At 65.7% G+C, this 25290-nt stretch carries 29 protein-coding genes and 1 tRNA gene; 18 read left to right on the top strand and 12 right to left on the bottom strand.

Annotated features, from left to right (window positions below):
* The 7 genes from J2X67_RS06685 (at position 1) to J2X67_RS06655 (ending at position 4711) form a co-directional block, all read left to right on the top strand.
* Positions 1 to 513 (top strand): lipoprotein insertase outer membrane protein LolB, encoded by a 513-nt coding sequence (locus J2X67_RS06685; RefSeq protein WP_309951821.1) that lies wholly within the window; start codon positions 1 to 3, stop codon positions 511 to 513.
* Entirely contained in the window at positions 510 to 1400 is an 891-nt protein-coding gene (gene ispE / locus J2X67_RS06680; RefSeq protein ID WP_309951642.1) for a 4-(cytidine 5'-diphospho)-2-C-methyl-D-erythritol kinase, read from the top strand. The genes J2X67_RS06685 and ispE overlap by 4 nt, the downstream gene beginning before the upstream one ends.
* A gap of 68 nt (positions 1401 to 1468) precedes the next feature.
* A tRNA-Gln gene (locus J2X67_RS06675) sits at positions 1469 to 1545 on the top strand.
* A 172-nt stretch (positions 1546 to 1717) separates the two neighbouring features.
* Positions 1718 to 2689, top strand: coding sequence for a ribose-phosphate pyrophosphokinase (locus tag J2X67_RS06670; protein ID WP_126747032.1), 972 nt, complete (start codon positions 1718 to 1720; stop codon positions 2687 to 2689).
* Between the two features lie 91 nt (positions 2690 to 2780).
* Entirely contained in the window at positions 2781 to 3449 is a 669-nt protein-coding gene (locus tag J2X67_RS06665; RefSeq protein ID WP_309951639.1) for a 50S ribosomal protein L25/general stress protein Ctc, read from the top strand.
* A 72-nt stretch (positions 3450 to 3521) separates the two neighbouring features.
* Positions 3522 to 4154 (top strand): aminoacyl-tRNA hydrolase, encoded by a 633-nt coding sequence (gene pth / locus J2X67_RS06660; RefSeq protein ID WP_309951637.1) that lies wholly within the window; start codon positions 3522 to 3524, stop codon positions 4152 to 4154.
* 200 nt (positions 4155 to 4354) lie between these two features.
* Positions 4355 to 4711 carry a hypothetical protein gene (locus tag J2X67_RS06655; RefSeq protein ID WP_309951633.1) on the top strand — a complete coding sequence of 119 codons (357 nt, stop codon included), beginning with the start codon at positions 4355 to 4357 and terminating at the stop codon, positions 4709 to 4711.
* On the opposite strand, the gene J2X67_RS06650 is transcribed toward J2X67_RS06655, so the two are convergent.
* A complete protein-coding gene (locus J2X67_RS06650) occupies positions 4697 to 4999 on the bottom strand; it encodes a YfhL family 4Fe-4S dicluster ferredoxin (RefSeq protein WP_309951631.1) in 303 nt (100 codons plus the stop codon). The genes J2X67_RS06655 and J2X67_RS06650 overlap by 15 nt on opposite strands.
* 62 nt (positions 5000 to 5061) lie before the next feature.
* Here J2X67_RS06650 and J2X67_RS06645 point away from each other — a divergent pair, with 62 nt between their 5' ends.
* From J2X67_RS06645 to J2X67_RS06620, 6 genes are all read left to right on the top strand, one after another.
* A complete protein-coding gene (locus J2X67_RS06645; protein ID WP_309951630.1) occupies positions 5062 to 6012 on the top strand; it encodes an ABC transporter permease in 951 nt (316 codons plus the stop codon).
* Complete coding sequence (locus J2X67_RS06640; RefSeq protein WP_309951628.1) at positions 6009 to 6884, top strand: ABC transporter permease; 876 nt, start codon at positions 6009 to 6011, stop codon at positions 6882 to 6884. The genes J2X67_RS06645 and J2X67_RS06640 overlap by 4 nt, the downstream gene beginning before the upstream one ends.
* A 3-nt stretch (positions 6885 to 6887) precedes the next feature.
* Positions 6888 to 7877 (top strand): ABC transporter ATP-binding protein, encoded by a 990-nt coding sequence (locus J2X67_RS06635; protein WP_309951626.1) that lies wholly within the window; start codon positions 6888 to 6890, stop codon positions 7875 to 7877.
* A complete protein-coding gene (locus tag J2X67_RS06630) occupies positions 7874 to 8704 on the top strand; it encodes an ATP-binding cassette domain-containing protein (RefSeq protein ID WP_309951623.1) in 831 nt (276 codons plus the stop codon). The genes J2X67_RS06635 and J2X67_RS06630 overlap by 4 nt, the downstream gene beginning before the upstream one ends.
* Before the next feature lie 218 nt (positions 8705 to 8922).
* Positions 8923 to 10410: an ABC transporter substrate-binding protein gene (locus J2X67_RS06625; RefSeq protein ID WP_309951622.1), complete on the top strand. Its 1488-nt coding sequence runs from the start codon at positions 8923 to 8925 to the stop codon at positions 10408 to 10410.
* Positions 10407 to 11828, top strand: a complete 1422-nt coding sequence (locus J2X67_RS06620; RefSeq protein ID WP_309951621.1) for an amidase — start codon at positions 10407 to 10409, stop codon at positions 11826 to 11828. The genes J2X67_RS06625 and J2X67_RS06620 overlap by 4 nt, the downstream gene beginning before the upstream one ends.
* A gap of 39 nt (positions 11829 to 11867) precedes the next feature.
* On the opposite strand, the gene J2X67_RS06615 is transcribed toward J2X67_RS06620, so the two are convergent.
* Together J2X67_RS06615 and J2X67_RS06610 are read right to left on the bottom strand one after the other, a co-directional pair.
* Complete coding sequence (locus J2X67_RS06615) at positions 11868 to 12494, bottom strand: YitT family protein (RefSeq protein ID WP_309951620.1); 627 nt, start codon at positions 12492 to 12494, stop codon at positions 11868 to 11870.
* A gap of 46 nt (positions 12495 to 12540) precedes the next feature.
* Positions 12541 to 13410 carry a LysR family transcriptional regulator gene (locus J2X67_RS06610; RefSeq protein ID WP_309951618.1) on the bottom strand — a complete coding sequence of 290 codons (870 nt, stop codon included), beginning with the start codon at positions 13408 to 13410 and terminating at the stop codon, positions 12541 to 12543.
* A 108-nt stretch (positions 13411 to 13518) separates the two neighbouring features.
* Between J2X67_RS06610 and J2X67_RS06605 the strand changes: the two genes are divergently transcribed.
* The 3 genes from J2X67_RS06605 to J2X67_RS06595 all read left to right on the top strand — a co-directional run bounded on the left by J2X67_RS06605 (position 13519) and on the right by J2X67_RS06595 (position 17014).
* Entirely contained in the window at positions 13519 to 13917 is a 399-nt protein-coding gene (locus J2X67_RS06605) for a 4-oxalocrotonate tautomerase (protein WP_309951617.1), read from the top strand.
* A gap of 31 nt (positions 13918 to 13948) precedes the next feature.
* Entirely contained in the window at positions 13949 to 15307 is a 1359-nt protein-coding gene (locus tag J2X67_RS06600; RefSeq protein ID WP_309951616.1) for a tetratricopeptide repeat protein, read from the top strand.
* Positions 15308 to 15418: 111 nt separating this feature from the next.
* Positions 15419 to 17014, top strand: coding sequence for an amidohydrolase family protein (locus J2X67_RS06595; RefSeq protein ID WP_309951614.1), 1596 nt, complete (start codon positions 15419 to 15421; stop codon positions 17012 to 17014).
* Between the two features lie 25 nt (positions 17015 to 17039).
* Here the strand turns inward: J2X67_RS06595 and J2X67_RS06590 are convergent, their stop codons facing one another.
* Positions 17040 to 17732, bottom strand: coding sequence for a histidine phosphatase family protein (locus tag J2X67_RS06590; protein ID WP_309951612.1), 693 nt, complete (start codon positions 17730 to 17732; stop codon positions 17040 to 17042).
* A 32-nt stretch (positions 17733 to 17764) separates the two neighbouring features.
* The gene (locus J2X67_RS06585; RefSeq protein ID WP_309951610.1) at positions 17765 to 18406 is read right to left on the bottom strand and encodes a Yip1 family protein; all 642 of its coding nucleotides are present in this window, start codon (positions 18404 to 18406) and stop codon (positions 17765 to 17767) included.
* Positions 18407 to 18550: 144 nt separating this feature from the next.
* Here J2X67_RS06585 and J2X67_RS06580 point away from each other — a divergent pair, with 144 nt between their 5' ends.
* Positions 18551 to 19252, top strand: coding sequence for an alpha/beta fold hydrolase (locus J2X67_RS06580; protein WP_309951609.1), 702 nt, complete (start codon positions 18551 to 18553; stop codon positions 19250 to 19252).
* On the opposite strand, the gene pcp is transcribed toward J2X67_RS06580, so the two are convergent.
* The 7 genes from pcp to J2X67_RS06545 form a co-directional block, all read right to left on the bottom strand.
* Positions 19240 to 19899 carry a pyroglutamyl-peptidase I gene (gene pcp, locus J2X67_RS06575; RefSeq protein WP_309951820.1) on the bottom strand — a complete coding sequence of 220 codons (660 nt, stop codon included), beginning with the start codon at positions 19897 to 19899 and terminating at the stop codon, positions 19240 to 19242. The two genes, J2X67_RS06580 and pcp, sit on opposite strands and share 13 nt — an antisense overlap.
* A 16-nt stretch (positions 19900 to 19915) precedes the next feature.
* Positions 19916 to 20659 carry a 5-oxoprolinase subunit PxpA gene (pxpA, locus tag J2X67_RS06570; RefSeq protein WP_309951606.1) on the bottom strand — a complete coding sequence of 248 codons (744 nt, stop codon included), beginning with the start codon at positions 20657 to 20659 and terminating at the stop codon, positions 19916 to 19918.
* A 69-nt stretch (positions 20660 to 20728) separates the two neighbouring features.
* Positions 20729 to 21733, bottom strand: coding sequence for a biotin-dependent carboxyltransferase family protein (locus J2X67_RS06565; RefSeq protein ID WP_309951604.1), 1005 nt, complete (start codon positions 21731 to 21733; stop codon positions 20729 to 20731).
* On the bottom strand, positions 21730 to 22377 hold the full coding sequence (pxpB, locus tag J2X67_RS06560; RefSeq protein ID WP_309951818.1) for a 5-oxoprolinase subunit PxpB: 648 nt from the start codon (positions 22375 to 22377) through the stop codon (positions 21730 to 21732). Before pxpB ends, J2X67_RS06565 begins: the two co-directional genes overlap by 4 nt.
* A gap of 10 nt (positions 22378 to 22387) precedes the next feature.
* Positions 22388 to 22891 (bottom strand): pantetheine-phosphate adenylyltransferase, encoded by a 504-nt coding sequence (gene coaD, locus J2X67_RS06555; protein ID WP_258502244.1) that lies wholly within the window; start codon positions 22889 to 22891, stop codon positions 22388 to 22390.
* A 54-nt stretch (positions 22892 to 22945) separates the two neighbouring features.
* A complete protein-coding gene (locus J2X67_RS06550; RefSeq protein ID WP_309951602.1) occupies positions 22946 to 23611 on the bottom strand; it encodes an RsmD family RNA methyltransferase in 666 nt (221 codons plus the stop codon).
* Between the two features lie 40 nt (positions 23612 to 23651).
* A complete protein-coding gene (locus J2X67_RS06545) occupies positions 23652 to 24287 on the bottom strand; it encodes a LysE/ArgO family amino acid transporter (RefSeq protein WP_309951599.1) in 636 nt (211 codons plus the stop codon).
* Between the two features lie 81 nt (positions 24288 to 24368).
* On the opposite strand from J2X67_RS06545, the gene J2X67_RS06540 reads away from it, so the two are divergent.
* A complete protein-coding gene (locus tag J2X67_RS06540; protein ID WP_309951597.1) occupies positions 24369 to 25286 on the top strand; it encodes a LysR family transcriptional regulator ArgP in 918 nt (305 codons plus the stop codon).
* Positions 25287 to 25290: the final 4 nt, after the last annotated feature.

The raw sequence follows: 25290 nt of genomic DNA, 5'->3' as shown, positions 1-25290 counted from the left end.
ATGCTCGCCCCTGCTCTTCAGGACGGCCGCAGGGGTTTTCTGGCTGCTGGTGTTGCGGCGCTGCTGGTAACGGCGGGCTGCGCGCAGCTCCCCGGCGGCGCGCGGCCCCAAGGCACGGACACATGGAGCGGCCGAATGTCGCTGCGCATCGACAGCCAGCCGGTGCAAACCTTCTCAGCATTGTTCGAGCTGCGCGGTTCTCCCGAGGCTGGCGAGCTGTCGCTCACAAGCCCGATCGGCAGCACCCTGGCCCAATTGCACTGGTCGCCCGGCGAAGCCCTGCTCAAGAACGGCAGCGAGGTACGGCGCTACGAATCGGTCGATGCGCTGATCGAAGCGGCCACCGGAGCGGCAATACCCGTGGGCGCACTCTTCGGCTGGCTCGCGGGCCGCGACGACCGCGTTCCCGGCTGGCGCCCCGATCTGGCACAGATTGCGAATGGCCGGCTTCAGGCCACGCGCGAAAACCCGGGCCCTACGGCAGACCTGCGCATCGTGTTCGAACGGTCATGAAGGCGATCTACGACCTTCCCGCACCGGCCAAGCTCAACCTCTTCCTGCACATTACCGGCCGGCGCGAAGACGGCTACCACCTGCTGCAGTCGGTTTTCATGCTGATCGACTGGTGCGACACGCTGCACGTCGAGTTGCGGCATGACGGGCAACTCAGCCGCGAAGACCTGACGACCGAATTGCCACCCGACGACCTCGTCCTGCGGGCGGCGCGGGCACTGCAGGCGCATGCGAGCCCCGGCCAGGGCGCCCATATCGGGGTTGCCAAGCGGGTTCCGGCGCAGGCGGGCATGGGTGGGGGCTCTTCGGACGCCGCAACGTGCCTGTTGGCTCTCAACCGGCTCTGGAACCTGAACCTGCCGCTGTCGCGCCTGGCCGAAATCGGCGTGAAACTGGGTGCCGACGTGCCGTTTTTTCTTGGGGGCCGCAATGCCTGGGTCGAGGGAATCGGCGAGAAAATCAGCCCTATCGACATTCCAGCGGCACGGTTCGTGGTGGCCAAGCCACCCGAGGGGCTCGATACGCGTTTAATTTTTTCTGCGCCGGACCTTCAACGCGCCACTCCTGTTGCTATAATCTCGGGCTTTGCTGCAGATAGCGAACAGCTTGAAGCTCCAAACCGCGAAAGCGCTGCTTTCAAGGTTTTCGACTTCGGCCACAACGACCTGCAGCCGGTTGCCCAACGGCTTTGCCCCGCAGTCACCGAAGCCATCGAATGGCTCGGCGCCCAAGGACTCAAAGCCCGGATGACCGGCTCCGGAAGTTCGGTATTCGCAAAATTGCCGCAAGGGCCGCAAGAAGCGAAACTGGCCGAAGCCCCCGCGGGCTGGCAGGTTCGTCAATGCAGCAACATGGCCGTTCATCCACTTTGGGGGTGGGCGACCTGAAGATAATCGGACCGTGATGGGTCCGATGCGACATATATCGGTTTGTGGTGAAAACCATCGACCCGTGTAGGGGAGTCGCCAAGTTGGTTAAGGCACTGGATTTTGATTCCAGCATGCAAAGGTTCGAATCCTTTCTCCCCTGCCAAATCTCTTCAGGCTGCGGTCTAACCGCCGCGGCGCTTTCAGACTGCGGCCCACGGGCCGCAGTGCTTCTTTTGCAGCCTACCCGCTGCAATAATCGGCGGCCTCCGGGCCGCCACCACGACTCAAACTCTTTGGCGGCTTCCTAAAAGCCATTCGACTGCCGGGACGCGCTCATGCAGGCTAATCACCCTGATTTCATGGTTTTCACCGGCAACGCCAATCCTGGCCTGGCCGCAGAAATCGCGCAAAACCTCGGTACCTCGCTGGGTGCCGCGCGCGTGGGTCGGTTCTCCGACGGCGAAGTCACCGTCGAGATCAACCAGAACGTGCGGGCTCGCGATGTGTTCGTGGTGCAGTCCACCTGCGCACCGACCAACGAAAACCTGATGGAACTGCTCATCATGGTCGACGCGCTCAAGCGCGCCTCGGCCGAGCGGATCAGCGCGGTGATTCCCTACTACGGCTACGCCCGCCAGGACCGCCGCCCGCGCTCCAGCCGCGTGCCGATCTCGGCCAAGGTGGTGGCCAACCTGCTGGAAACCGTGGGTGTCGAGCGCGTGCTCACCATGGACCTGCACGCCGACCAGATCCAGGGCTTCTTCGATATTCCGGTCGACAACATCTATGCGTCGCCGGTGCTGCTTGGCGACCTGCGCCAGAGAAACTACGAAGACCTGATCGTCGTGTCGCCCGACGTTGGCGGCGTGGTGCGCGCACGCGCCCTGGCCAAGCAACTGAACTGCGATCTCGCCATCATCGACAAGCGCCGCCCGAAGGCCAACGTGAGCGAGGTCATGAATGTGATCGGCGAAATCGACGGCCGCAACTGCGTGATCATGGACGACATGATCGACACGGCCGGCACGCTGGTCAAAGCGGCCGAAGTGCTCAAGGAACGCGGCGCAAAAAGCGTCTACGCCTATTGCACGCACCCGATCTTCTCGGGTCCGGCCATCGAGCGCATCACCCACTCCGCCCTCGACGAAGTGGTTGTGACCAACACCATTCCTCTTTCCGACGGCGCCCTGGCGTGCGGAAAGATCCGCCAACTCTCCGTGGCACCGCTGATCGCCGAAACGATCCAGCGCATTGCCAAGGGCGAGTCGGTCATGAGTTTGTTCTCGGATCAGGACAACCTGTTCTGAGCAAAAAGCGGGCGCCACTTCCTCTTTCCGGAACGGCGCCCTTGTTGAACCGGAGTCGCACTGGTCGCGGTGGACTCTCACAGGAGTTGTTATGAAATTCGTCGCTTTTGAGCGCGCCAAGCAGGGCACGGGTGCGAGCCGCCGTCTCCGCATCTCGGGCAAGACGCCCGGTATCGTCTATGGTGGTGAAGGCAAGCCCCAGCTGATCGAGCTCGATCACAACGCGCTGTGGCACGCCCTCAAGAAGGAAGCCTTCCACGCCTCGATCCTCGAAATGGAACTCGGCGGCGCCACCAGCAAAGTGCTGCTGCGCGACGTGCAGTACCACCCGTTCCGCCAGCTGGTGCAACACATCGACTTCCAGCGAGTCGATGCCAAGACCCGCCTGCACATGAAGGTGCCGCTCCACTTCAAGGGTGAAGAAGAGTCCGACGCCGTCAAGCTCGACCACAACCTGGTCACGCACGTGATGAACGAGCTCGAAGTGAGCTGCCTGCCGAGCGACCTGCCCGAGTTCATCGAGGTCGACCTCTCCAGCCTCAAGAAGAACGCCACGCTGCACGTGAGCGACATCAAGCTGCCGAAGGGCGTGAAGTTCGTGAGCCACGGCAAGCTGAACCCCGTCATCGTGTCGGCCGTGCCTCCGCTGGTCGCCGAAGAGCCGGCACCTGCCGCTGAAGGCGCAGCGCCTGCCGAAGGCGCAGCGCCCGCCGGTGGCAAGCCTGCTGCCAAGACGGCAAAGCCGGCTGCGAAGAAGTAATTCTTCCCGCACCCTGCAAAAGGCCCGCTTCGTGCGGGCCTTTTGCTTTTGGGGCGGCGAGATAATTCCCTCATGATCAAGCTGTTTGTCGGCCTCGGTAATCCCGGGCCTGAATACGAAGCCACCCGGCACAACGCGGGCTTCTGGTGGATCGACGCCCTCGCACGCGACTGGAAGCTCACCCTGGTACCCGAGCGCAGCTACCACGGCCTAGCGGCGCGCGCGAACATCGGCGGGCAGAGCGTGTGGCTGCTCGAGCCGCAAACCTTCATGAACCTGTCGGGCAAGTCGGTGGGCGCGCTCGCGCGCTTCTTCAAGATTGCACCCGAAGAAATTCTCGTGGTGCACGACGAACTCGACGTGGTACCCGGACAGGCCAAGCTCAAGTTTGGCGGCAGCCACGCCGGCCACAACGGCCTGCGCGACATTCATGCTCAGCTGGGCACCGGCGACTACTGGCGCCTGCGCCTGGGCATCGGACACCCGGGCGTGAAGTCGGAGGTCATCAACTGGGTGCTCAAGAAGCCGCTGAAAGAACAGCGCGAAGCCATCGAGGACACCATCGTGCGCACCTTGCATGCGGCCCCTGCCCTGGTGGCGGGCGAGATGGAAAAAGCCACGCTGATCATTCACACGAGCAAACCGCCCCGGCCCAAACCGCCGCGGCGAGAGCCCGGCGACGGAGGCACGCCTGCCGCCACCTAGCCGGCAACGAGAGCGGGAAAGAGAAAAGGGAGAGAAATAAAAAAATGAAAAATCGAGCAATGCAGACCGGGAAAACCGGCATAGCTATATTTTTTATAGCGTCAAGTGCCCTGTGGCTACCCGCCGTCGCACAGGGAAGGTCCGAAACCTACCGCTGCGGCAACACCTACACCGACCGGCCATGCCAAGGCGGAAAGCCGGTGAAGGTTGACGACGCGCGCACCGAAGCAGACCGCCGCGCCTCGGAGGCCGGCACGCAAAAGGCCGAAATCCGCGCCGATCAGCTCGAGCGCGTTCGCCTGTCACAGGAAAAGGAAGCGTACGAACGCGACCGCCGTTCCGCCCATGAGGCGCGGCAGGCCGCCATTGCCGAACGGCAGCTCGCGGCTTCCGACCAACTCGCGCAGGCACGCGCGCTGAAGCTTGCCGCCGAACCGCACAAGTCGAGCGCGCGCTTCAGCGGCGCATCTGCACGGAAACCAGCCTCGGCGCCCGATGACGCCGGCGGAAGTGGCAAGAAAAAGCGAAAGCCGTCTTCCGGCTCAAGCGCCGGCTGAAGGCACGGGCGGCCGCGGCTCCGTGGCCGTGGCTGCGGCCTTGGCCGCGGCAAGCCGCTCGAACTTTTGCCACAAGGTTTCGCGGCTTTCCACGTGCTCCGGATTGATGGGGATGCAGGCAACCGGGCACACCTGCACGCACTGCGGCTCGTCGAAGTGGCCCACGCATTCGGTGCACTTGTGCGGATCGATCTCGTAGAAATCCGCACCCATGTAGATCGCATCGTTCGGGCACTCTGGCTCGCAGACATCGCAGTTGATGCATTCGTCGGTGATCATGAGGGCCATACCCGATTATCGCGAACAAGGCACGCTTGTTGCAGGAGTCGGGTTATGCTGCGCCCCGCCCCATGAGCCTGTTTATTCTCAAGCGCCTCGTCACGCTGATCGCCACGCTGATCGGCGCCTCGGTCATAGTGTTTCTCGTCCTCGAGATACTGCCCGGCAACGCCGCGCAGTTGCTCATGGGCCCCGACGCCGCACCCGATGCGGTCGCTGCCCTTGCCGCAAAGCTCGGCCTCGACCAGCCCGCCTGGACGCGCTACTGGCACTGGATTGGGGGCATGCTGACAGGCAACCTGGGCGACAGCTACGCGTACAGCACCCCGGTGCTCGACCTTATTCTTGAACGGCTGGCGCTCACCGTGCCTCTCGCGCTGCTTGCGATGGCCCTGACCACCGTGCTCGCACTGCTTGTAGGCGTAACGGCGGCCGCGCGCCACAACAAGCTCGGCGACGTGGGCCTGATGGGCCTCACGCAGGTGGGTATCGCCATTCCCAATTTCTGGTTCGCGATCCTGCTCATTCTGGTGTTCTCGGTTCAGCTGCAGTGGTTCTCTGCCGGCGGCTTCGAAGGGTGGAGTGAAGGTGTCTTCGCGGGCATCAAATCGCTGCTGCTGCCGGCCTTGTCGCTGGCCGTGGTGCAGGCGGCCATCCTCGCGCGCATCACGCGTTCGGCGGTGCTCGAAGTAATGCGCGAAGACTTCGTCCGCACTGCGCGCGCAAAGGGCGTTTCGCAGCGCGCGGTGCTCTGGACCCACGTGCTGCGCAACGCAATGATTCCGGTCGTCACGGTCATGGGCATGCAGTTTTCCGAACTGCTGGCCGGCACCATCGTGATCGAGAAAGTGTTCTACCTCCCTGGCCTGGGCCGGCTGATCTTCGAGGCCATCGGCAATCGCGACCTGATCGTCGTGCGCAATTGCGTGATGCTGCTCGCCGCCCTGGTGGTCATCGTGAATTTTGTGGTCGACGTGCTCTACGCCGTGATCGACCCGCGCATCAAGGCGAGCGACATATGAGCGCGACGACTGTTCCGAGCGCTGCGGCGCTCAAGGTTCCGGGGTTCTGGCGCCGCGCGCTGCGGCACCGCAGCTTCGTGCTCGGCGGTGTGCTCACACTGCTCCTGCTGTTGGCCGCCTTTGTCTCGCTGGTGTGGACGCCGTGGTCGCCCTACGAGATGGACATGCCCAACAAACTCAAGCCGCCCTCAGGCGCGCATTGGCTGGGCACCGACACCTACGGCCGCGACGTCGCCTCGCTGCTGCTGGTGGGCGCGCGAGCGTCCATCCTGGTGGGCATGATTGCCGTGGGCATCGGCCTCGTGGTCGGCACGGCGCTGGGGCTCTTGGCCGCGGCGCGGCGCGGCTGGGTCGAAGAGGCCATCATGCGGCTCACCGACTTCTCGCTTGCCTTTCCCGCCATTCTCTCGGCCATCATGATGACGGCCGTGTTCGGCGCCGGCATCGTCAACGCGATCATCGCGATCGGCATCTACAACATTCCGACCTTTGCACGCATCACGCGCGCATCGGCCAACGCCATCTGGTCGCGCGAATACGTGGCGGCGGCGCGCGCCTGCGGCAAGGGATCGTTTGCCATCACCATGCAGCACGTACTGCCCAACATTTCGGCCGTGCTGATCGTGCAGATCACCATCCGTTTCGCGATTGCCATCCTGGCCGAGGCCGCCCTCTCCTACCTCGGGCTGGGCACCCAGCCGCCGCAGGCCTCCTGGGGCCGCATGCTCAACGAGGCGCAGACCATGATGTTCCAGTCGCCCCTGCTCGCGGTGTTTCCGGGCATGGCCATCGCGCTGGCGGTGCTGGGGCTCAACCTGCTGGGCGACGGCCTGCGCGACCTGCTCGACCCGCGCCTGGCGAGGGCCCGCTAAGCCATGCCTCTTCTCGAAGTCAAAGACCTGCATGTCCAGCTGCAAACGCAGCGCGGCCCTGCCGAGGCCGTGCGCGGCATCGGCTTTACGCTCGAGCGCGGCGAAACGTTGGGTATCGTGGGCGAATCGGGCTGCGGCAAATCGATCACGGTGCAGTCGCTCATGGGCCTGTTGCCATCCACCGCAAAGGTCACCGGCAGCATCCGCTTCGACGGCACCGAGCTCGTGGGCCTGGGCGAAAAGGCCATGTGCAAGATTCGCGGCAACCGCATCGGCATGATCTTCCAGGAGCCGATGACGGCACTGAACCCGGTGCACACCATTGCGCGCCAGGTCGGCGAGCCACTGCGCCTGCATCGCGGCCTTGCCGGCGCTGACGCGCGCAAAGAGGTGCTCGCATTGCTCGAACGCGTGGGCATTCCCGATGCGGCTTCGCGGCTCGATGCCTATCCGCATCAGTTTTCGGGCGGACAACGCCAGCGCATCGGCATTGCAATGGCACTGGCCTGCGGCCCCGACCTGCTCATTGCAGACGAGCCCACCACCGCACTGGACGTCACCATCCAGAAGCAGATTCTCGAGCTGATCCAGGGCCTGGTCGCGGAGCGCGGCATGGCGCTGATCCTGATTTCGCACGACCTGGGCGTCATTGCCCAGAGCGTCTCGAAGATGCTGGTGATGTACGGCGGCAGCGTGGTCGAGAGCGGCCCGACCGAAACCGTATTCGCCGAGCGCGCGCATCCGTATACGCAGGGGCTGTTCGCGGCTCGCCCGGCGCTTGGCGCACCGCGCGGCGTTCGCCTGGCGACCATCCGGGGCAGCGTGCCGGAGCTTATCGACCTGCCGCAAGGTTGCCCTTTTGCCGGCCGATGCAAGTACACCGTCGACGCCTGCCGCGCGACCCGGCCGCCGCCCACGCCGCTGCCGCACGACCACGCGGTTCGGTGCATCCGGATCGAAGAAATTGCCGCCGAAGGCGCCCTCGCATCATGAGCCAGTCGATCAGCACAGCGCCCCTGCTCGAGGTGACCGATCTCGTGCGCCACTACGCGCTCCCGCGCGAAAAGCTCTTTGGACCACCGCCGCTCGTGAAGGCGCTGAACGGCGTCAGCTTTAACGTCGAGGCCGGCCGCAGCCTGGGTATCGTGGGCGAATCGGGTTCGGGAAAATCGACCATTGCGCGCCTGGTGATGGCGCTCGACACGCCGACTTCCGGCAGTGTGCGCATGCTGGGCCGCGACCTGCACCAATTGCCTCGCAACGACCTGCGAGTGGCGCGGCGCGATTTCCAGATGGTGTTCCAGGACCCTTACGGTTCGCTCGACCCGCGCCAGACGGTGGCGCGCATCGTGGCCGAACCTCTCGAAGCGCTGGCTGAAACCAGCCGCGCCGTGCAGCGCGAGCGCGCCTCCGAAGCCCTGGCCGCGGTGGGCCTGCGCACCACCGACATGGACAAGTACCCGCACGAATTTTCGGGCGGGCAGCGCCAGCGCATCGCAATTGCGCGCGCCCTCATCACGCGCCCCAAGCTCATCGTGGCCGATGAGCCCGTGAGCGCGCTCGACGTGTCGGTGCAGGCACAGGTGCTCAACCTCATGCAGGACCTGCAGCAGCAGTTCGGCATCAGCTACCTGCTCATCAGCCATGACCTCGCGGTGGTCAACCACCTGTGCGACGAGGTCTGCGTGGTGTGGAAGGGAAAGATCGTCGAGCAAGGGCCGCCCGGCGAGCTCTTTCGCGATGCGCAGCATCCGTACACGCGCACGCTGCTCAACGCCGTGCCGCGCACACCTGCCGGCGGCACCCTGCTGGCCGCCTGAAAAAAAGGCGCACCGGCTGCGGCATCCGGGTACGTCCCGAGGAAAAACCGCCCGCCGGCCGAGCGGCGATGCGCGCGCTGCGAGAGAATGACTTTGCTGCGTGCGTGGCATCTTTCGTGCTGCGTGCGCCTGGTCCGTGCCGCAGCGCCTCCATTCGGGGCGCCGCGCACATTGAAGCAGCCGTTTCGCACTCACCGTTTTTCCGGAGATCACAACGTATGTTGAACCGTCGCACCCTCCTTGCCACAGCCGGCGCCACTGTCGCGCTGGCCTCCCCCGTTGCCGGCATGGCACAGGGGCGGAAGGACGCCATCGTGATCGGCATGGCGCTCGAACCGCCAGGCCTCGATCCCACCGCCGGCGCCGCGGCCGCGATTGCGGAGGTGGTGCACTACAACATCCTCGAAACGCTCACCAAGATCAACGTCGACGGCAACGTGACCCCTCTCCTGGCCGAAAGCTGGGAAGTCTCGCCCGACCTGAAGACCTACACCTTCAAGCTCAGGCGCGGCGTCAAGTTCCAGAACGGCGAACCTTTCAACGCCAACGCGGTGAAGTTCTCCTTCGACCGCGCAGGCGGCGAGAAGAGCACCAACAAGGACAAGCGCACCTTCGCAAACCTGAGCACGCAGGTGGTCGACGACTACACCGTCGTCATCATCAACAAGGAGATCGACCCCGACCTGCCCTTTGTGCTGGGCCAGGCCACTGCGGTGATCGTCGAGCCCAAGAGCGCCGACGCCAACGCCACCAAGCCGGTGGGCACCGGTCCCTACAAGCTCGACAACTGGGCCAAGGGTTCGTCCATCACACTGAGCAAGTGGGACGGCTTTCGCAGCCCCGGCACCGCAAAGATCAACAAGGTCACGTTCCGCTTCATTGCCGACGCCGCCGCGCAGGCCGCGTCGCTGCTGGCCGGCGACGTCGACGTGTTCACGCGCATCGGCACGCGCGTGGTGCCGCAGTTCAAGAACAACCCGCAGTTCCAGACCATCCTGGCCGGCTCGCGCGCCAAGACCATTCTTTCGATCAACAACAAGAAAAAACCGCTGGACGACGTGCGCGTGCGCCGCGCCATCCTCGCGGCCATCGACCGCAAGGCCGTGATCGAAGGCGCGGCCGACGGCTTTGGCGTGCCGATCGGCAGCCACTATGTTCCCGGCGCCGCCGGCTATGTCGACACCACCGCCGTGAATCCGTTCGACATTGAAAAAGCCAAGAAGCTGCTCGCCGAAGCCGGAGTGAAGACGCCGCTCGAACTCACCATGACCCTGCCGCCGCCGCCCTATGCACGCCAGGGCGGCGAGGTGATCGTGGCCCAGCTGGCCAAGATCGGCATCACGGTGAAGGTGCAGAACGTCGAGTGGGCCCAGTGGCTCAGCGGCACCTACGGCAACAAGGACTACGACCTGTCGATCGTGTCGCACGTGGAGCCCTTCGACCTTGGCAACTACGCCAAGGCAGACTACTACTGGGGCTACCAGTCGAAAGCCTTCAACACGCTGTTCGACAAGATCAAAGCCACCGGCAACGCCGCCGAGCGCAACAAGCTCCTGGGCGAAGCGCAGAAGATGTTGGCCACCGACGCTGCCAACGGCTTTCTCTATCAGCCGCAGTTCCCGACCATCGCAAAGAAGAACGTCAAGGGCCTCTGGAAGGAGAACCCGATCTTCGTGAACGACCTGTCGGCGCTGTCGTGGGGATGAGCACGGACGTGTCTTCTTCTTCCCCCGCATTGAACGACCTTTCGGCCCGGGAACTCTCCGAAGCTTATCGCGACAAGCGACTGTCGCCCGTCGAGGTTGCGCAGGCCGTTATCGCGCACATCGAGCGCTGTGAACCGAAGCTGCAAGCCACCTGGCTCTTCAGGCCCGAAGCCGCACTTGAGCAGGCGCGTGCTTCCGAAGCGCGCTGGCAGCGCGGGGAAGCGCTCGGCCCGCTCGACGGAGTGCCCGCCACCATCAAGGAAAACATCGCCACTCGCGGCGACCCGATGCCAGCCGGCACGGCAGCAGTCGACTTGAAGCCCTCCACCGCCGACGCACCGCCTGCCGCACGGCTGAAGGAAGCCGGCGCGGTGATCGTCAGCAAGACCACGATGCCGGACTACGGCATGCTGTCGTCCGGACTTTCAAGCTTTCACAAGCTGGCGCGCAATCCGTGGGACCTGAGCAGGACCCCAGGCGGCTCGAGCGCCGGTGCCGGCGCAGCCGCTGCGGCAGGCTACGGCCCACTGCACATCGGCACCGATATCGGTGGCTCGCTGCGTTTGCCCGCAAGCTGGTGCGGCATCTTCACGCTGAAGCCGAGCCTGGGCCGCATTCCCATCGATCCGCCGTACATGGGCCGCGCTGCAGGACCAATGACCCGCAGCGTCGGCGATGCGGCCTTGATGATGCAGGTGCTTTCGAAACCGGACGCGCGAGACAGCATGAGCTTGCCGCCGCAAGACATCGATTGGGCGGCGTATGACGTAACGCCCGATCATCTGCGGGGGTTGCGCATCGGGTTGCTGCTGGACGCGGGCTGCGGCCTGGCAGTCGAGCCGGAGATCGAGGCGGCAGTCGAGCATGCAGCCCGGCTGTTCGAAAAGGCTGGTGCAATTGTCGAAACCATGCAGCCGTTCATGTCCCAGGCCATGCTCGACGGCATGGATCATTTGTGGCGCATGCGCTCGCTGGTGGACATGAAAGCCTTGCGCGCCGACCAGCGCGCCAAGGTGCTGCCGTACATCCGCGAGTGGGCCGAAAGCGCGGCCGAGTTCAGCGGCGAGCATGTGTTCCGTGGCTTCAGCCAGTTCCACGCAACACGCGTGGCGGCAGTGCAAGCCTGCGCACGGTTCGACTACGTGATCTCACCCGTGTCGCCCAACATGCCCGCAGCCGCGGAAGCGCCTTCGCCAACCAACGACCCGCTGCGGCCGCTGGAGCACATCGGGTTCACTGTTCCGTTCAACATGTCGGAGCAGCCTGCGTCTTCAGTGAACTGCGGGTACTCGGCGAGCGGACTGCCGATCGGGCTGCAGATTGCCGGCAAGCGTTTCGACGACCTCGGTGTGCTGCGCGTGTCGCGTGCGTTCGAGCAGATCCGTGAGCCGCAGCGGCCCTGGCCTGTTCTGCTTTAGCGCTTTTACGCTGCTGTTCGGGGCGGCGCGCCCCGCATTTCAAGTCGCGGCGTACCGCCCTGGCTTGTGATTGATCCACAAGAAAAGCCCCATCACCACCGCCGCCAGCACCGACCAGCCCACCCGCTGGGGCGGAATCACGAACAGCGCAAGCAGTACCACCGAGCAGTCGATACCGATCTGCACCTTGCCGGCAGGCCAGCCGCGCTTTTCCTGCAGATAGAGCGTCAATACCGTTGCACCGCCCAGGCTCGCGCGGTGGCGTGCGAGAAACAGGCAACCCGTGCCAAGCAGCAGACCGCCGAGCACGGCGGCAAAGGCCGGGTGCAGGGAATCGATCGAGATGTAGCGAGGCGCCCAGTCGGTCATCACCGAAAGCAGTGCGATGGCCGAGAACGTCTTGATGGTGAAGGCCCGCCCCATGTGGCGCCACGCGAACCAGTAGAACGGCAAGTTGACCAGGAAGAACAATTTTCCGAAGCTCACACCGGTGGCGTAGTGCAAGAGAAATGCAACGCCGGCCGTGCCGCCCGTGAGCAAGCCTGCCTGGCCGAACAGCATCATGGCAATGGCGACGAACAAGGTGCCCGAAAAGATGGCCTGCGCGTCGTCGAAACGGGAGTGCCGCAGAAAATCCGCCGGGGTTCTGGGTTGGGGCGCGTTCATGTCAGGCAGCTTGACGCAAGTCCCGCGCCACCCACTTCAGAGGGCGTCACACCAGGTGAGTGGCCAGCATTTCTCGGGCCCTTGTCACAAACTCCGTTTCACCCCGCCGGCCAGGCAGGAATTGAAATGCGACGCGGGGCAAGGCCGGCAATCCATGCGGCGGCGCCAGCCGCGCCACGCCTTCGCTCACTGCGGATTCGTTCAGGCATGCCACCCCCAGCCCCGCTGCCAGTGCCGACTGCAACCCCGCCACCCCTGACGCCACATGTGCCAGCACATACGGCACCTTGCGCCGCCGAAGCAGCGCCACGGTGTACTGATGCAACGAGCAGGTGTCGGGCAGGGCCAGCAGCCGAAGCGATTCCCCCCTGGCCAGCCTCATGCCGGCCGCGCCAAGCCACACCAGCGATTCGCGCCGGATCACCTGTGCCTTGGCGCCTTGCTCCGGCGAAGCGGCCGCACCTGCGATATTCATTGCCAGCCCCACGTCGAATTCTCCGTTTGCATACGCGGCCCGAAGCGCGTCACTCTTCAGGATGCTCACGTTCAACCGCACCTGCGGGTAGCTCTCGCCCAGGCGCCCCAGCAACCGCGTGAGGTCGCCAGGGCGAAAGTAGTCGGTCACGGCCAGCCGCAGTTCGCCCTGCAGGGTCTCTCCATGCAAGTCGCGAAATGCCTCATCGCTGAGCGCGAGGATGCGGCGCGCATAAGCCAGGAGCCGCATGCCCGCCCCGGTGGGTGCCACACCGCTCTTGCTGCGCGTGAGCAACGACTGCCCTGCCCGCTCCTCGAGCTTGCGAATTTGCTCGCTGACCGACGACTGCGAAAGGAACACGCGCGGCGCAGCCGCCGTGAGGCTGCCGGCGTCGATGACCGCCACAAGCGTGCGAAGCTGCTCCAGGTCGAACGTCTGCATGTTTTATCCATTCGATTTTCCGATGTTTGAAATCATATCTTCCCGCTTTTCCGATGACCTGTCGGCCCACACAATAACCCCATCGACCACTCATTCACGGAGTTCCAAATGCCGCACATCGTTGTTCATCTGTCGGGCGAGCCCGACGCCCAACTCACCCGCAAGACCGTCGACGTGGTTGCCGAACTCACCCAGAGCGTGCTCGGAAAGCAGTTGCCGGTGATTGCCATCACGGTGCAGTACATCGGCGCCGATGCATGGTTCATCGGCGGACAGTCGCTCGCCTCGCTTGGCAAGTCGGCGTTTCACCTCGACATCAGCGTGACGGACGAAACCAACACCAAGGCGGAAAAGGCGCGCTACCTGCGCGAAGTGCATGCCGCCATGGCAAGGCTGCGCCCCAACCTGCACGAGGTGTCGTACATCCACGTGATCGATGCCCGCGGCGCTGCCTACGGCTACGGTGGAAAGACCCAGGAGTACCGCCACCAGCAAGCGGGCGTTTGAAGCCTGCGGCGGGGCATGGCACCATCCGGCCATGCCCTCCGCAACCCCGCATGCCGACAGCTTCGGCAACCCGCTCACGCTCGACAGCGCTGCCAGCCTGCCGCTTGTCGAAGACTTCGTCATGGGCTTCGTTTCGAGCGAAGCGCGCGCCGTCAACCTGCTGGCCTTGGCCGGTGGCGACTCGAGCCCCATCGTCCAGGCCTATTGCGCAACGCTTCACCTCTTTGCCGAATCGCGCGATGCTGCGGCCAATGCACTCCCCTATCTCACCAAGGCCCGCGCGGCGGCCGCGCGTGCGACGCAGCGCGAGCAACGCTACATAGCAGCCGTGGAAGCTTGGGCTGGTGGCAATATTGCCGCAGCCATCGCCCTGCACGCCGAGCAGGCGCGCGAGTACCCCCGCGACCTGGTGTCGCTGAAGCTGGGGCAATACCACTGCTTCAATACCGGCGACTGCCCGGGCATGCTTCGGCTCGCACTTGCGGCGCTATCCGCGGCGGCCGATGTGCCCTACGTGCACGGCATGGTGGCCTTCGGCTATGAGCAGTGCCACCTGATGCGCGATGCCGAGGCCAGCGCCCTCCGCGCCATCGGCATGTGCCGCAAGGAGCCGTGGGCGCACCATGCACTGGCACATGTCATGCTCACCGAAGGCCGGCTTTCAGAGGGCCTGGCGTTCATGCAGGGCGTAAGCGACACCTGGACCGGCCTCAATTCGTTCATGGTGACGCACAACTGGTGGCACGTCGCCCTGTTCCTCATCGAGCTGGGGCGCAATGCGGAAGCACTCGCGGTGTACGACCGCGAGGTGTGGGGCGTGGCAAAGGACTACTCGCAGGACCAGATCGGCGCAGTCTCTCTGCTGGCACGCTTCGAGCTCGCTGGCATCGATGTCGGCACGCGCTGGAGCGATGTGGGCGACTATCTCCTGCAGCGCCAGGCGGACCATGTGCTGCCCTTTCTCGACCTGCAGTACCTCTATGGCCTGGCCCGGGCGGGCCAGGCCGAAGCGGATTCGCTGCTGCGCAACATCGAGGCGTACGCGCCGCGCGCACCGGAATCGAGCCGCGCCGCGTGGCAGCACGTCTGCGTGCCGGCCGCTCGCGGGCTTGTTGCCCATGCGCGGGGCGACTTCGCTTCGGCCATCGACGGGCTCGGCAGCGCCTTGCCACGCCTCATCGAGATCGGGGGCAGCCATGCGCAACGCGACCTGTTCGAGCAGGTGTACCTCGATGCGCTCGTGCATGCCGGAAGCGAGGCCACGCTCACGGGCGCGCAGGGCATCCTGCAGCAGCAGCTCAATGGCCAGCCCGAATCGCTGCGGCTGCGGCGCCAGGCCGGCGATGTCTATTCGCGGCTCGGCCTCGAGCAGTTGGCTTCCCGCCTTTGAGGGGCAAGCGAGGTCATGCCTTCCGGTCATGGGGCGTGTCGCAAAAGGAATTAACGGGCACGCGGAGGCGACTCCTAAACTGGCCGGTCCTTATCGCTCCAGTCACGTCCCATGCAGAAATCAGTTGTAGTGCTTGCCGTCCTCGCGGCCATGGCAGGCCTTTCTACCGCGGCGCATGCCGCGACCGATGCCCCGGTCGAACTCGATCTTCTGCTGCGCGGCGGCACCGTCTACACCGGCGACTCGAATGACCCCGTGGTGGGCGACGTCGGCATTGCGGGCGACCGCATCGTCTTTGCGGGCAAGAAGGCACCGGCACAGTTCGTTGCACGGCGAACCATCGATGCGACCGGCATGGTCGTGGCACCGGGCTTCATCGATGCGCACACCCATGCCGATGCCGACCTGCATTCCGCCGATCCGCACAAGCGCCTGAACATTCCGTTTCTCACCCAAGGCGTGACCACGGCAGTGATCGGAAACGACGGTTTCGGCGGCTTCGACATTGCCGCGCAGACCCAGCGCCTGCGGTCGGCACCCGTTGGGACCAACGTTGCCATGTACGTCGGCTTCGGCCCTGTGCGCATCGACCAGCTTGGCGAGGCCAATCGCGCGCCGACGCCCGAGCAGCTCGACGCCATGCGCAAGCATGTGAGCCGGGCCATGTGCGACGGTGCGCTGGGACTCTCGACCGGGCTTTTCTATCCGCCGCAGAATTTCTCGAAGACCGAGGAAGTCATCGAGCTCGCGAAGGTTGCGGCGCATCACGGCGGGCTATACGACAGCCACATTCGCGATGAGTCGATGTACAACATCGGGCTCAAGGGCTCGATCGAGGAAGTGATCCGCATTGGCCACGAAGCCCGCCTGCCCGTGCACGTGGCCCACATCAAGGCGTTGGGCGTAGACGTGCAGGGCCAGAGCGGCGACATCATCCGCCGCATAGAGAAAGAGCGCGCCGCCGGCCTCGACATCACGGCCGACCACTATCCGTGGACGGCGTCGAGCACGCGCTTCTCGGCGGCGCTGGTGCCGCCCTGGGCGGTCGACGGCGGGCGCGCGGCAATGCTCAAGCGCTTCGACGATGCGGCCGCGCAGGAGCGCCTGCGAACCGGCATGCGCGAGAACCTGCGCCTGCGCGGCGGTCCGGAAACCATATTGTTTTCAGCCGGCAGCACCAAGTACGTGGGCAAGACGCTGGCCGACGTGGCCAAGGCCTCGAACGCCGACCCGGTGGATGCCGCCATTGCCGTGCTGCGGGACGGCGACCTGATGATCGCCTCGTTCAACCAGAGCGACGACGACGTGCGCGCGTTCATGAAGCGGCCGTGGGTCATGACGTCGTCCGACTCCTCGCTGGGACATCCGCGCGCCTACGGCACCTTTGCACGCAAGTACGACCAGTACGTGGTGAAGGAGCACACGATCTCGCTTGCGCAGTTCATCCGCAGCAGCTCGTCGCTGACCGCTGACACGCTGGGGCTGAAACAGCGCGGGCACCTGCGGCCCGGTTACTACGCCGACGTGGTCGTGTTCGATCCCGCACGTTATGCGGCCAAGGCCACGTACACCCAACCGACACTGCTGTCGGAGGGCGTGGTCACGGTGCTGGTGAACGGCCGCCTGGCGGTGGATGCCGGCAAGCCCACGGGAATTGGTGCGGGCCAGCCCTTGCTGCGCACTCCCAAGGCGGGCAGCTGCACCTGAGGCGCGTGCACGGGCCCGAGGATGCTCAGTTCTTCTCGAGGTGCCGCCGCTGGTCGTACACAGGCTGCGGCGGCAGGTCGGCAAGATGCCGCGTGTCGGCCCAGTCGACGATCTCGATGGCGTCGGGCATGGCAGGGTCTGCGATACGGATGCGGTTGAAGCCCGCATTGGGAATGTCGCTCTGCCGCGGCCCGCTGAGGCTGAGGCCGCGCGCAGTGCGCCACACCATGTCGAGCACCCCGCCGTGGGTAACGACCACCAGGCGCTGCCCACGGTAGGTGGCTGCAAGGTTGCCCAGCGCCGCGACGATGCGCGTGTGAAATTCGCGTGCCGACTCGCCCTCGGGCATGGCGTGGTCCTCGCGGAACTGCAGCCACTCTTCCCATGCCCTGGGGTGCAGGGCCTGTATTTCGTCGGCCCGCATGCCTTCGACCACGCCGAAGTGCTGCTCGCGCAAGCTGGCCGACGTGACCACCGGCAGCGACAGCTGCAGCGACGCCGGCGCCGCGGTTTGCTGCGCACGAAGGAGGTCGCTGCTGATGATGTGCTGCGCCGTTTCGCCCGCCATCCGCAAGCCCAGTCGCCGCGCCTGCTCGTGCCCCATGTCGTTGAGCGGCACATCGGCATGCCCCTGAAAACGCAGTTCGCGGTTCCAGGCCGTTTCGCCGTGGCGGATCAGGATGAGTTCGGTGGCGGAGTCGGGTTTGGGCGTTGGCATGGAACGCCCATTCTCCACCGCGTGCGCCGCGCTCAGAGCCTCGGCGGCACCATCTGTTGCATGGCCGCCACCTGCAGCGCGAACGGTGCGGCGCCCACGCGTGCCGGCGAGGGCGTAAGAAGCGAAAGCACCCAGGCAATCACCACGCCGCCGATGATGGCGCAAACCACCACAACCGCGGTGTATGCCAGCGCCTTGTCGGGCGGGCACTTCATGAGCACCGGCAGGCCGACGTAGATCAGGTAGATGCCATAGAGCGCTGCGAGCGCACCCAGAATGGACAAGGAAGGGATCAGGCTGAACACGCCCCCCAGGAAGCTCGCGGTGCTGGCGTATGCCGAAAGCTTGAGCGCGCCGATCTGGCTCTTCGTGCCCTCGAAGGTGGGCGCAAGCGCATCGATGATCAGCGCCAGCACAAACACCATGGCAAGCGAGAGCACGTAGCCGACGACCATGTTCACGAGCCCCGTGGCAACGGGCACCCGAAAGTTGACACCGAAGGCGCCGAAGCCGATGACCGACAGGCCGATGAAGCCCGCTACCGCCGGAATCAGCGCAAGGATCATCACGTAGTTCTTGTAAAGCGATGCAGTGTCCGCGGGCTCGGCATCGATGGCGGGCCAGGTGGCCTTGGGCTTGAGCAGGATGTCCTGCACGCGTTGAACCAGGTTCATTTTCTTGTCCTCGGTATGAAGCGGAAACGCGCGAACCGCAGATCGCGCAGCAAATGAAAGTATGTCGATTCCGCCGCCGGATGGCTTCTGGCCAAGCAGCCTATGCCGTTACGCCGGAGCGCGCGATGACGCAAAATCCGCCCCATGCCACACCTTGTCCTGCTGCCCGGCCTCGCCTGCGACGAGCGCCTCTGGGAGGCCCAGCTTCCCGTTCTTCCCGCCATGTTCGAGGCACGTGTGAGCGATGCCCATATGCGGCACGACACCATCGAAGACATGGCCTCGGCAGTGCTGCGCGAGAACCCCGGCCCGCTGGTGCTCTGCGGCGCATCCATGGGCGGCATGGTCGCCATGGAAGCGGTGCGGCAGGCGCCCGGGCGCATTGCAGGGCTTGCGCTGCTGGGCACCAACGCGCGGCCAGAGTCGCCCGACATGTACGAGCTGCGCGAAAGCGCCATCGAGTTGTTCGAGCGCGGCGAACTGCGCGACGTGATCGAGCCGAATGTCGTCTTCGCGTTTCACCCCACGCAGGCGGCCGATCAGGCGCTGGTGGAGCGCTACGTAGAGATCGTGGTGGACGCCGGCACGCAGCAGCTCGTCAGCCAGAACCGCGCGGTGATGCGGCGCCCCGATGCGCGCACCCACCTGCCTTCGCTGCGCGCACCGGTGCTCCTGGTTTGCGGCGACACGGACCGGCTGACGCCGCCCGACTGCACGCGCGAAATTGCGGCGCTGGTGCCGCATGCCGAGGTGGTGTGGCTGCCGCAATGCGGGCACATGCTCACGATGGAGAAGCCCGAACTCGTCAACGCGGCGCTGCTCTCCTGGCTCGCTCAGTGGAGCTGACCGCCGGTTTCGGCAATGTCCTTTTCTACAGCCAGTGCGGTAGCTACCGCAACGCGCAGAGCCTCGACCATGGTGGCGAGCGACATGCTGGGCAGCCCCGGAAAGCGCGCCGCCTGCTCGGGCATATACGGAATGTGAATGAACCCGCCGCGCAGTCCTGGCACCGGGTGCGTGGCCATGCGGTGCATCAGGCCGTAGAAGATGTGGTTGCAGACGAAGGTGCCGGCCGTGTTCGACACCGAGGCGGGCACGCCCGCCGCGCGCAGGTCGCGCACGATGGCCTTGATTGGCAGCGTCGAAAAATACGCCGCTGGTGCACCGGGCACCACGGGAGCGTCGATCGGTTGCCGGCCCGCGTTGTCTGCAATGCGGCCGTCGTCGATGTTGATGGCCACGCGCTCGGGCGTGATTTCTGCGCGGCCGCCCGCCTGGCCGATGCACAGCACCAGTTGGGGCTGCAGTTCGTCCATGGCACGCGCAAGCGCCTCGATGGCATCGCCGAAAACGCAAGGCATCTGGCGCGCATGCACGGTGGCACGGCCGCACTTCCAGCCGTCGAGGGCCCGCACGGCTTCCCATGAAGGGTTGAGGGCTTCGCGGTCGAACGGATCGAAACCGGTCAGCAGGACGTTGGTTCGCTGCACCACGGCTTGAAGACTGCGCTCAGGCTGTCGTCGCGCGAACAGCAATGCCTTCTTGCTGCAGGCGGTCGCGAATGCGGCGTGCGAATGCAAGCGCATGGGCGCCATCGCCGTGCAGGCATACGGTCTGGGCGTTGACGGCCACGGTGCTGCCGTCGATGGCCGTCACCTTGCGGTCGCGCACGAGCGAGAGCGTCTGGGCCAGCGACTGTTCTTCGTCTTCAATGAGTGCGCCGGGCTGGCTGCGGGGCACCAGGCTGCCGTCGGGCATGTAGCCGCGGTCGGCAAACACTTCTTCCACCGGCGTAAGGCCGGCACGGCGCGCGGCGTCGATCATGCCGCTGCCCGCAAGGCCGAAAAACCTGAGCGACGGGTCGAAGCGCCGCACCGCTTCGCAGAGCGCTTCGGCAAGCTCGGGCTCCTTCACGGCCTGGTTGTAGAGCTGCCCGTGCGGCTTTACGTGCGACAGCTTGCCGCCTTCCGCCTTGACGATCGCCGCAAGCGCGCCGACCTGGTAGAGCACATTGGCCACGATTTCGTCCGGCGGCAAATGCATGGTGCTGCGGCCGAAGTTCTCGCGATCGGGAAAGCTCGGATGCGCGCCGATGGCCACGCCGTGCTCGATGGCCCAGCGTACGCATTGCTGCATGGTCTTGGCATCGCCCGCGTGCCAGCCGCAGGCAATGTTGGCCGAGCTCACAAGGCCGAGCAGCGCTTCGTCGCTGCCCGCGCCTTCGCCCAGGTCGGCATTCAGGTCGATTTGCATTGGGTTTGTTCCTTCTTCAAGACGGGCCGGCGCATCGGAGCCGCGCCCGCGCGCTGCTGCCCGCACAGTCTATGCCGGTCTGCTCCAGCCTGCCGCGGCCAGCCCTTGCGCCACTTGCGCGAGGTAGCGCTGCTGCCCGGCCCACGCCTCGAGCGCCGTCCCCATGTCGACCTGCACCAGCTGCAGCCGGCCGTCGAGCGGCGCCTGCGCGAGCTTCCAGAGGTCGGCGCGAATCACCACGCCGATGCGTGGATAGCCGCCCGTGGTCTGTGCGTCGCCCATCAGGATGATCGGCTGGCCCGACGGCGGCACCTGGATGGTGCCGGGAATGACGCCCGACGAGAGCATGTCGATGCTGCGCTTGCGCTTGAGTTCGGCGCCCGCGAGCCGGCTTCCCATGCGGTTGCTCTGCGCGGTAATTCGCCAGCGCTCGCTCCAGAGCAGCGCATGCGAAGCCGCGGTGAACTGGTCGAACTCCGGGCCGGGCAGCACGCGCAGCGCAATGGCCGAGTCGCTCTGCTCAGGGCCCCACTCGGGGCCGCGCAAGCCGAACGCGCGACGGGCGAGCCGATCGGCGTCGAGCGCCGTTGCTCCCAGCGCAAGCCGGTCGCCCTTGCGCAGCGCCCGCCCGTGGTGGCCGCCGAAGCCCGCCTTCAAGTCTGTGCTGCGCGAACCGAGCACCGGTGGCACGTCGACACCGCCCGCCACCGCAAGCCAGCTGCGCAAGCCGGCCTTCTTTGCACCCGGTGCCAGTGCGTTCGCACCCGCGAGCTTGAGCGTTTGTCCCGCCGCGACAGGTACGCTCCAGCACGGCCAGATGGGCCGGCCGTCGAGCCGGGCGGAAAAATCGTCCCCGGCCAATGCGATGCGCGTGGCGGTTTCAAAGCGGATCTCGCAACCGCCCATGGTTATTTCGAGGCCCGCAGCACCGTCGGCATTGCCGACCAGCCGGTTCGCAAGCGTGAGCGCCAGCACATCGAGTGCGCCGCCGGGACAGATGCCGACCTGCCGGTGTCCGTGCCGCCCAAGATCTTGCACCGAGGCCAGCATGCCGGGTTTCTGGACCAGCATCATGTCTCGACACTTTCAACGACAAAGCGCACGCGGTCGCCCGGCCGCAGCAAAGTGGGCGGCTCGGCCGTCGGGTCGAAAAGCTCCAGCGAAGTGCGGCCGATGAGTTGCCAGCCACCCGGCGACACCAGCGGATAGATGCCGGTCTGCTCGCCGCCGATGCCAACGGAGCGCGCGGGTACGGCAGTTCGCGGTTCGGCCCGGCGCGGCGTGGCGAGCTCGGGCGGCAACCCACCCATGAAGGCGAAGCCCGGCAGAAAGCCGAGCAGGTAGACGACGTACTCGCCGCCACTGTGGCGCCGCACCACCTCGGCGGGCGTGAGCCCGGTGTGCGCAGCAACATCGGCAAGGTCAGGCCCGTGCTCGCCGCCGTAGGCCACCGGAATTTCCACCAGCCGGCCGGCGATTGCCTTGGCCGACAGCCGCGGCCAAGCCTCGTTGACGCGCGCCATCAGCGTATCGATATCGATCGCGACCGGATCGAAAGTCAGCGTGAGATTGTTCATGCCCGGCAGCACCTCGCCCACGCCGGGCCATTGCTGCACCTGGGCGCCCAGGGCCCAGATCTGCTGCTGCTGTGCCAGCGTGGCGGGAGGCGCCAGTTCGCAAAGCAACGCCGCATCGCCCAGCGGATGCAGGCGAGGCAAGGGAAGCCGGCTATTCACGACCGAGGCTGCGCACCTTGGCGGCCAGATGCGTCTCCACATCGGGCGAAACGAACTTGTGGACCTCGCCGCCGAGCATGGCGATTTCGCGCACGAAGGTGCTCGAAATGAACTGGTACTTGTCGCTGGGTGTCAGGAACACGGTTTCCACGTCGGGCATGAGCGAACGGTTCATGCCCGCCAGTTGAAACTCGTAGTCGAAGTCGGTCACGGCGCGAAGGCCGCGCACCATGGCCTTGCCGCCACGTGCCACGACAAAGTCGCGCAGCAGGCCCGAAAAGCTCTCGACCGTGACCTGGTCGCTGTAGGGCTTTACGGCCTCGCGCGCCATTTCCATGCGTTCCTGCAAGGTGAACAGCGCTTTTTTGTGGTGGCCCGCCGCAACCGCGACGATGACCTTCGAGAAAAGCTGGGTTGCACGCCGCACCACGTCCTCGTGGCCGAGGGTGATGGGATCGAAAGTGCCGGGATAAACCGCGATCACGTTGCTGGCCATGGTTGCTTCTTCCTCATGCAGCCGGTGCGGCTTGTCCGGCGAATTATGCAGTCCCTATGCGGTTCCGTTCGCAAGGTGCCGCAGCAAGTGCGCATGCACGGCCCCTGCCTTCAAGTAACGAAAACCAACAAGCCCCAGAGCCGAAAGCTCATCATCGGTCCAATGTTTCGGCGCTTCCAGGTAGATGGCGCCTCCGGTCTTCACTGCCCGTGCGGCGGCCCGCAGCGAAGGCTCGTAGAGGGCGGCGCTGTCGAAAGGCGGATCGAGAAAGACGGCATCCAGGCTGCCCGCAGCCACGCGTTCGAGGGCCGTGAGGCCGTTGCCACGCTCGATTCGCACGGCCTCGGCCGAGAGCTTGGTTTTTGCGGACTGCAATTGCGCCACCAGCGCGGCGTCCTGTTCGCACAGCAGCACGCTCGCGGCGCCGCGCGAAGCGGCCTCCAGGCCCAGGGCGCCGGTGCCGGCGAATGCATCGACGCAGTGCCAGCCGGGTAGCTCACCGCCGCCCGCACCCGCGATGCTTGCAAGCCAGTTGAACAGTGTTTCCCGCACGCGGTCGGGTGTGGGGCGCAGGCCCGGCTTGTCGGCCACGGAAAGGCGGGTGCGCTTCCATTGGCCGCCGATGATGCGCACTTCACTCGGCCGCGACCTGGAGCGGGGCGGTGTCGATGATGGCGACGAGGCGGGGCGCCTGGCGGCTGCGGCTTTCTTCTGGGGCATGCGGCAAGCTTAACGCCGCCGCGCGCCGCCAGATGCCCGCCTAGACGCCGAGAAAGGCCCGCCGCGCCAGCAGCGCGGCAAGCACGAGCATGGTGCCGCCGATCAGCGCGTCGAGCACCTGCCAGGCCCGCGGACGCGCAAACACCGGCGCCAGCCAGCGCGCACCAAACCCGAGCGCCGAAAACCACAGCGCGCTCGCGAGCGCCGCGCCCGCAACGAACCATGCCTTGAGCCCGCCGCCATATTGCGCGCCAGTGCTGCCCACGAGCAGCACGGTGTCGAGGTAGACATGCGGATTCAACAGCGTGAAGCCTGCAGCCTGCGCCAGCACGGCGGCCCGTGAGGCCGAAGCGCCCCGGGGCGCCGCCTGCAGTGCACCAGCCTGCCGCGAGCGCCACAGCGCGCGCATTCCATAGGCCCCCAGGAACAGCGCACCGAAACCCGCAAGTGCGGTGGCCACTGCGGGGCGCCCTTGCAGCGCCTGCGCCATTCCGGCCACGCCTGCCGTGATCAGGACCGCGTCGCTCGCGGCACAGAAGAGCACCACGGCGCTCACATGCTCGCGCCGCAAGCCCTGGCGCAGCACATAGGCGTTCTGCGCGCCGATAGCAACGATGAGCACCAGGCTCATGAAAAGCCCGTTGGCGAATGCGGTGGTGATTTGTTCGGTGGCCATGACGCAAGCTTGCCGTTACGACCTAATTAACTCAAACTAAACTTTCTAAGCCTTATTCAGTTTTTCTAATTGTTGCAAATCATGCTCGACTACGCTGCGTTGAACGCATTGGCCGCCGTGGTGCGCGAAGGCAGCTTCGAGCGCGCGGCGCGTGCCCTGAACGTCACACCGTCGGCGGTTTCGCAGCGGGTGAAGCTGCTCGAAGAACGCACAGGCGGCGCGCTGCTGGTGCGCGGCCAGCCGTGCATCGCCACCGAGGCCGGCCAGCAGCTTTGCCGCCACTTCGAACGAGTAGGCATGCTGGAGCACGAACTGCGCGACGCGCTTCCCGCGCTCGGCATGGCCGGCAAGACCGGCAAAGGCGCCGAGAGAGTGACGGTGCGCGTGGCGGTGAATGCCGACAGCCTGGCCACATGGTTCATGTCGGCCGCCGCAGCATTTGCCAGGCAAGAAGAATCCGCGCTGCTCGACTTGACCGTGGACGACCAGGACCACACGGCCGAGCGCCTTCGAAGCGGCGCAGTGCTGGCCGCGGTTACCGCACTGGCGCAACCGGTGGCGGGGTGCAACAGCGAGGCGCTGGGCGCCATGCACTACGTGGCGGCTGCAAGCCCGGAGTTCGTGCTCCGATATTTCGCCAAGGGCGTGGGCGCGCGCACGCTGGCGCTTGCGCCGAGCCTGGTGTTCGATCGCAAGGACCGCTTGCAGGCCCGCTGGGTGCGGCGCATCTGCCATCGCAGCATCGAGACGCCGCGGCATTGGCTGCCTTCTGCGCATGGGTTCGTCGAAGCCGCGCGCGCCGGCATGGGCTGGGGCATGCTCCCCGTGAGCATGGCGGCCGATGCAATGCGCACGGGTGCGCTGGTGGAACTGGTGCCCGGCGCAACACTGCAAGTGCCGCTCTATTGGCAGCAGGCGCGCGCGGCGCCGCGGCTCCTCGAGCGTCTCAGGACAACGGTGCGCAGCGCCGCCGGCAGCGGCGCACACGCCTTGCGCTGAAGCG

It is taken from the genome of Variovorax sp. 3319 (genome assembly GCF_031456585.1).
In the GTDB taxonomy this organism is placed as follows: Bacteria; Pseudomonadota; Gammaproteobacteria; order Burkholderiales; family Burkholderiaceae_C; genus Variovorax; species Variovorax paradoxus_P.
This window is presented reverse-complemented; position numbering and strand designations above follow the sequence as displayed.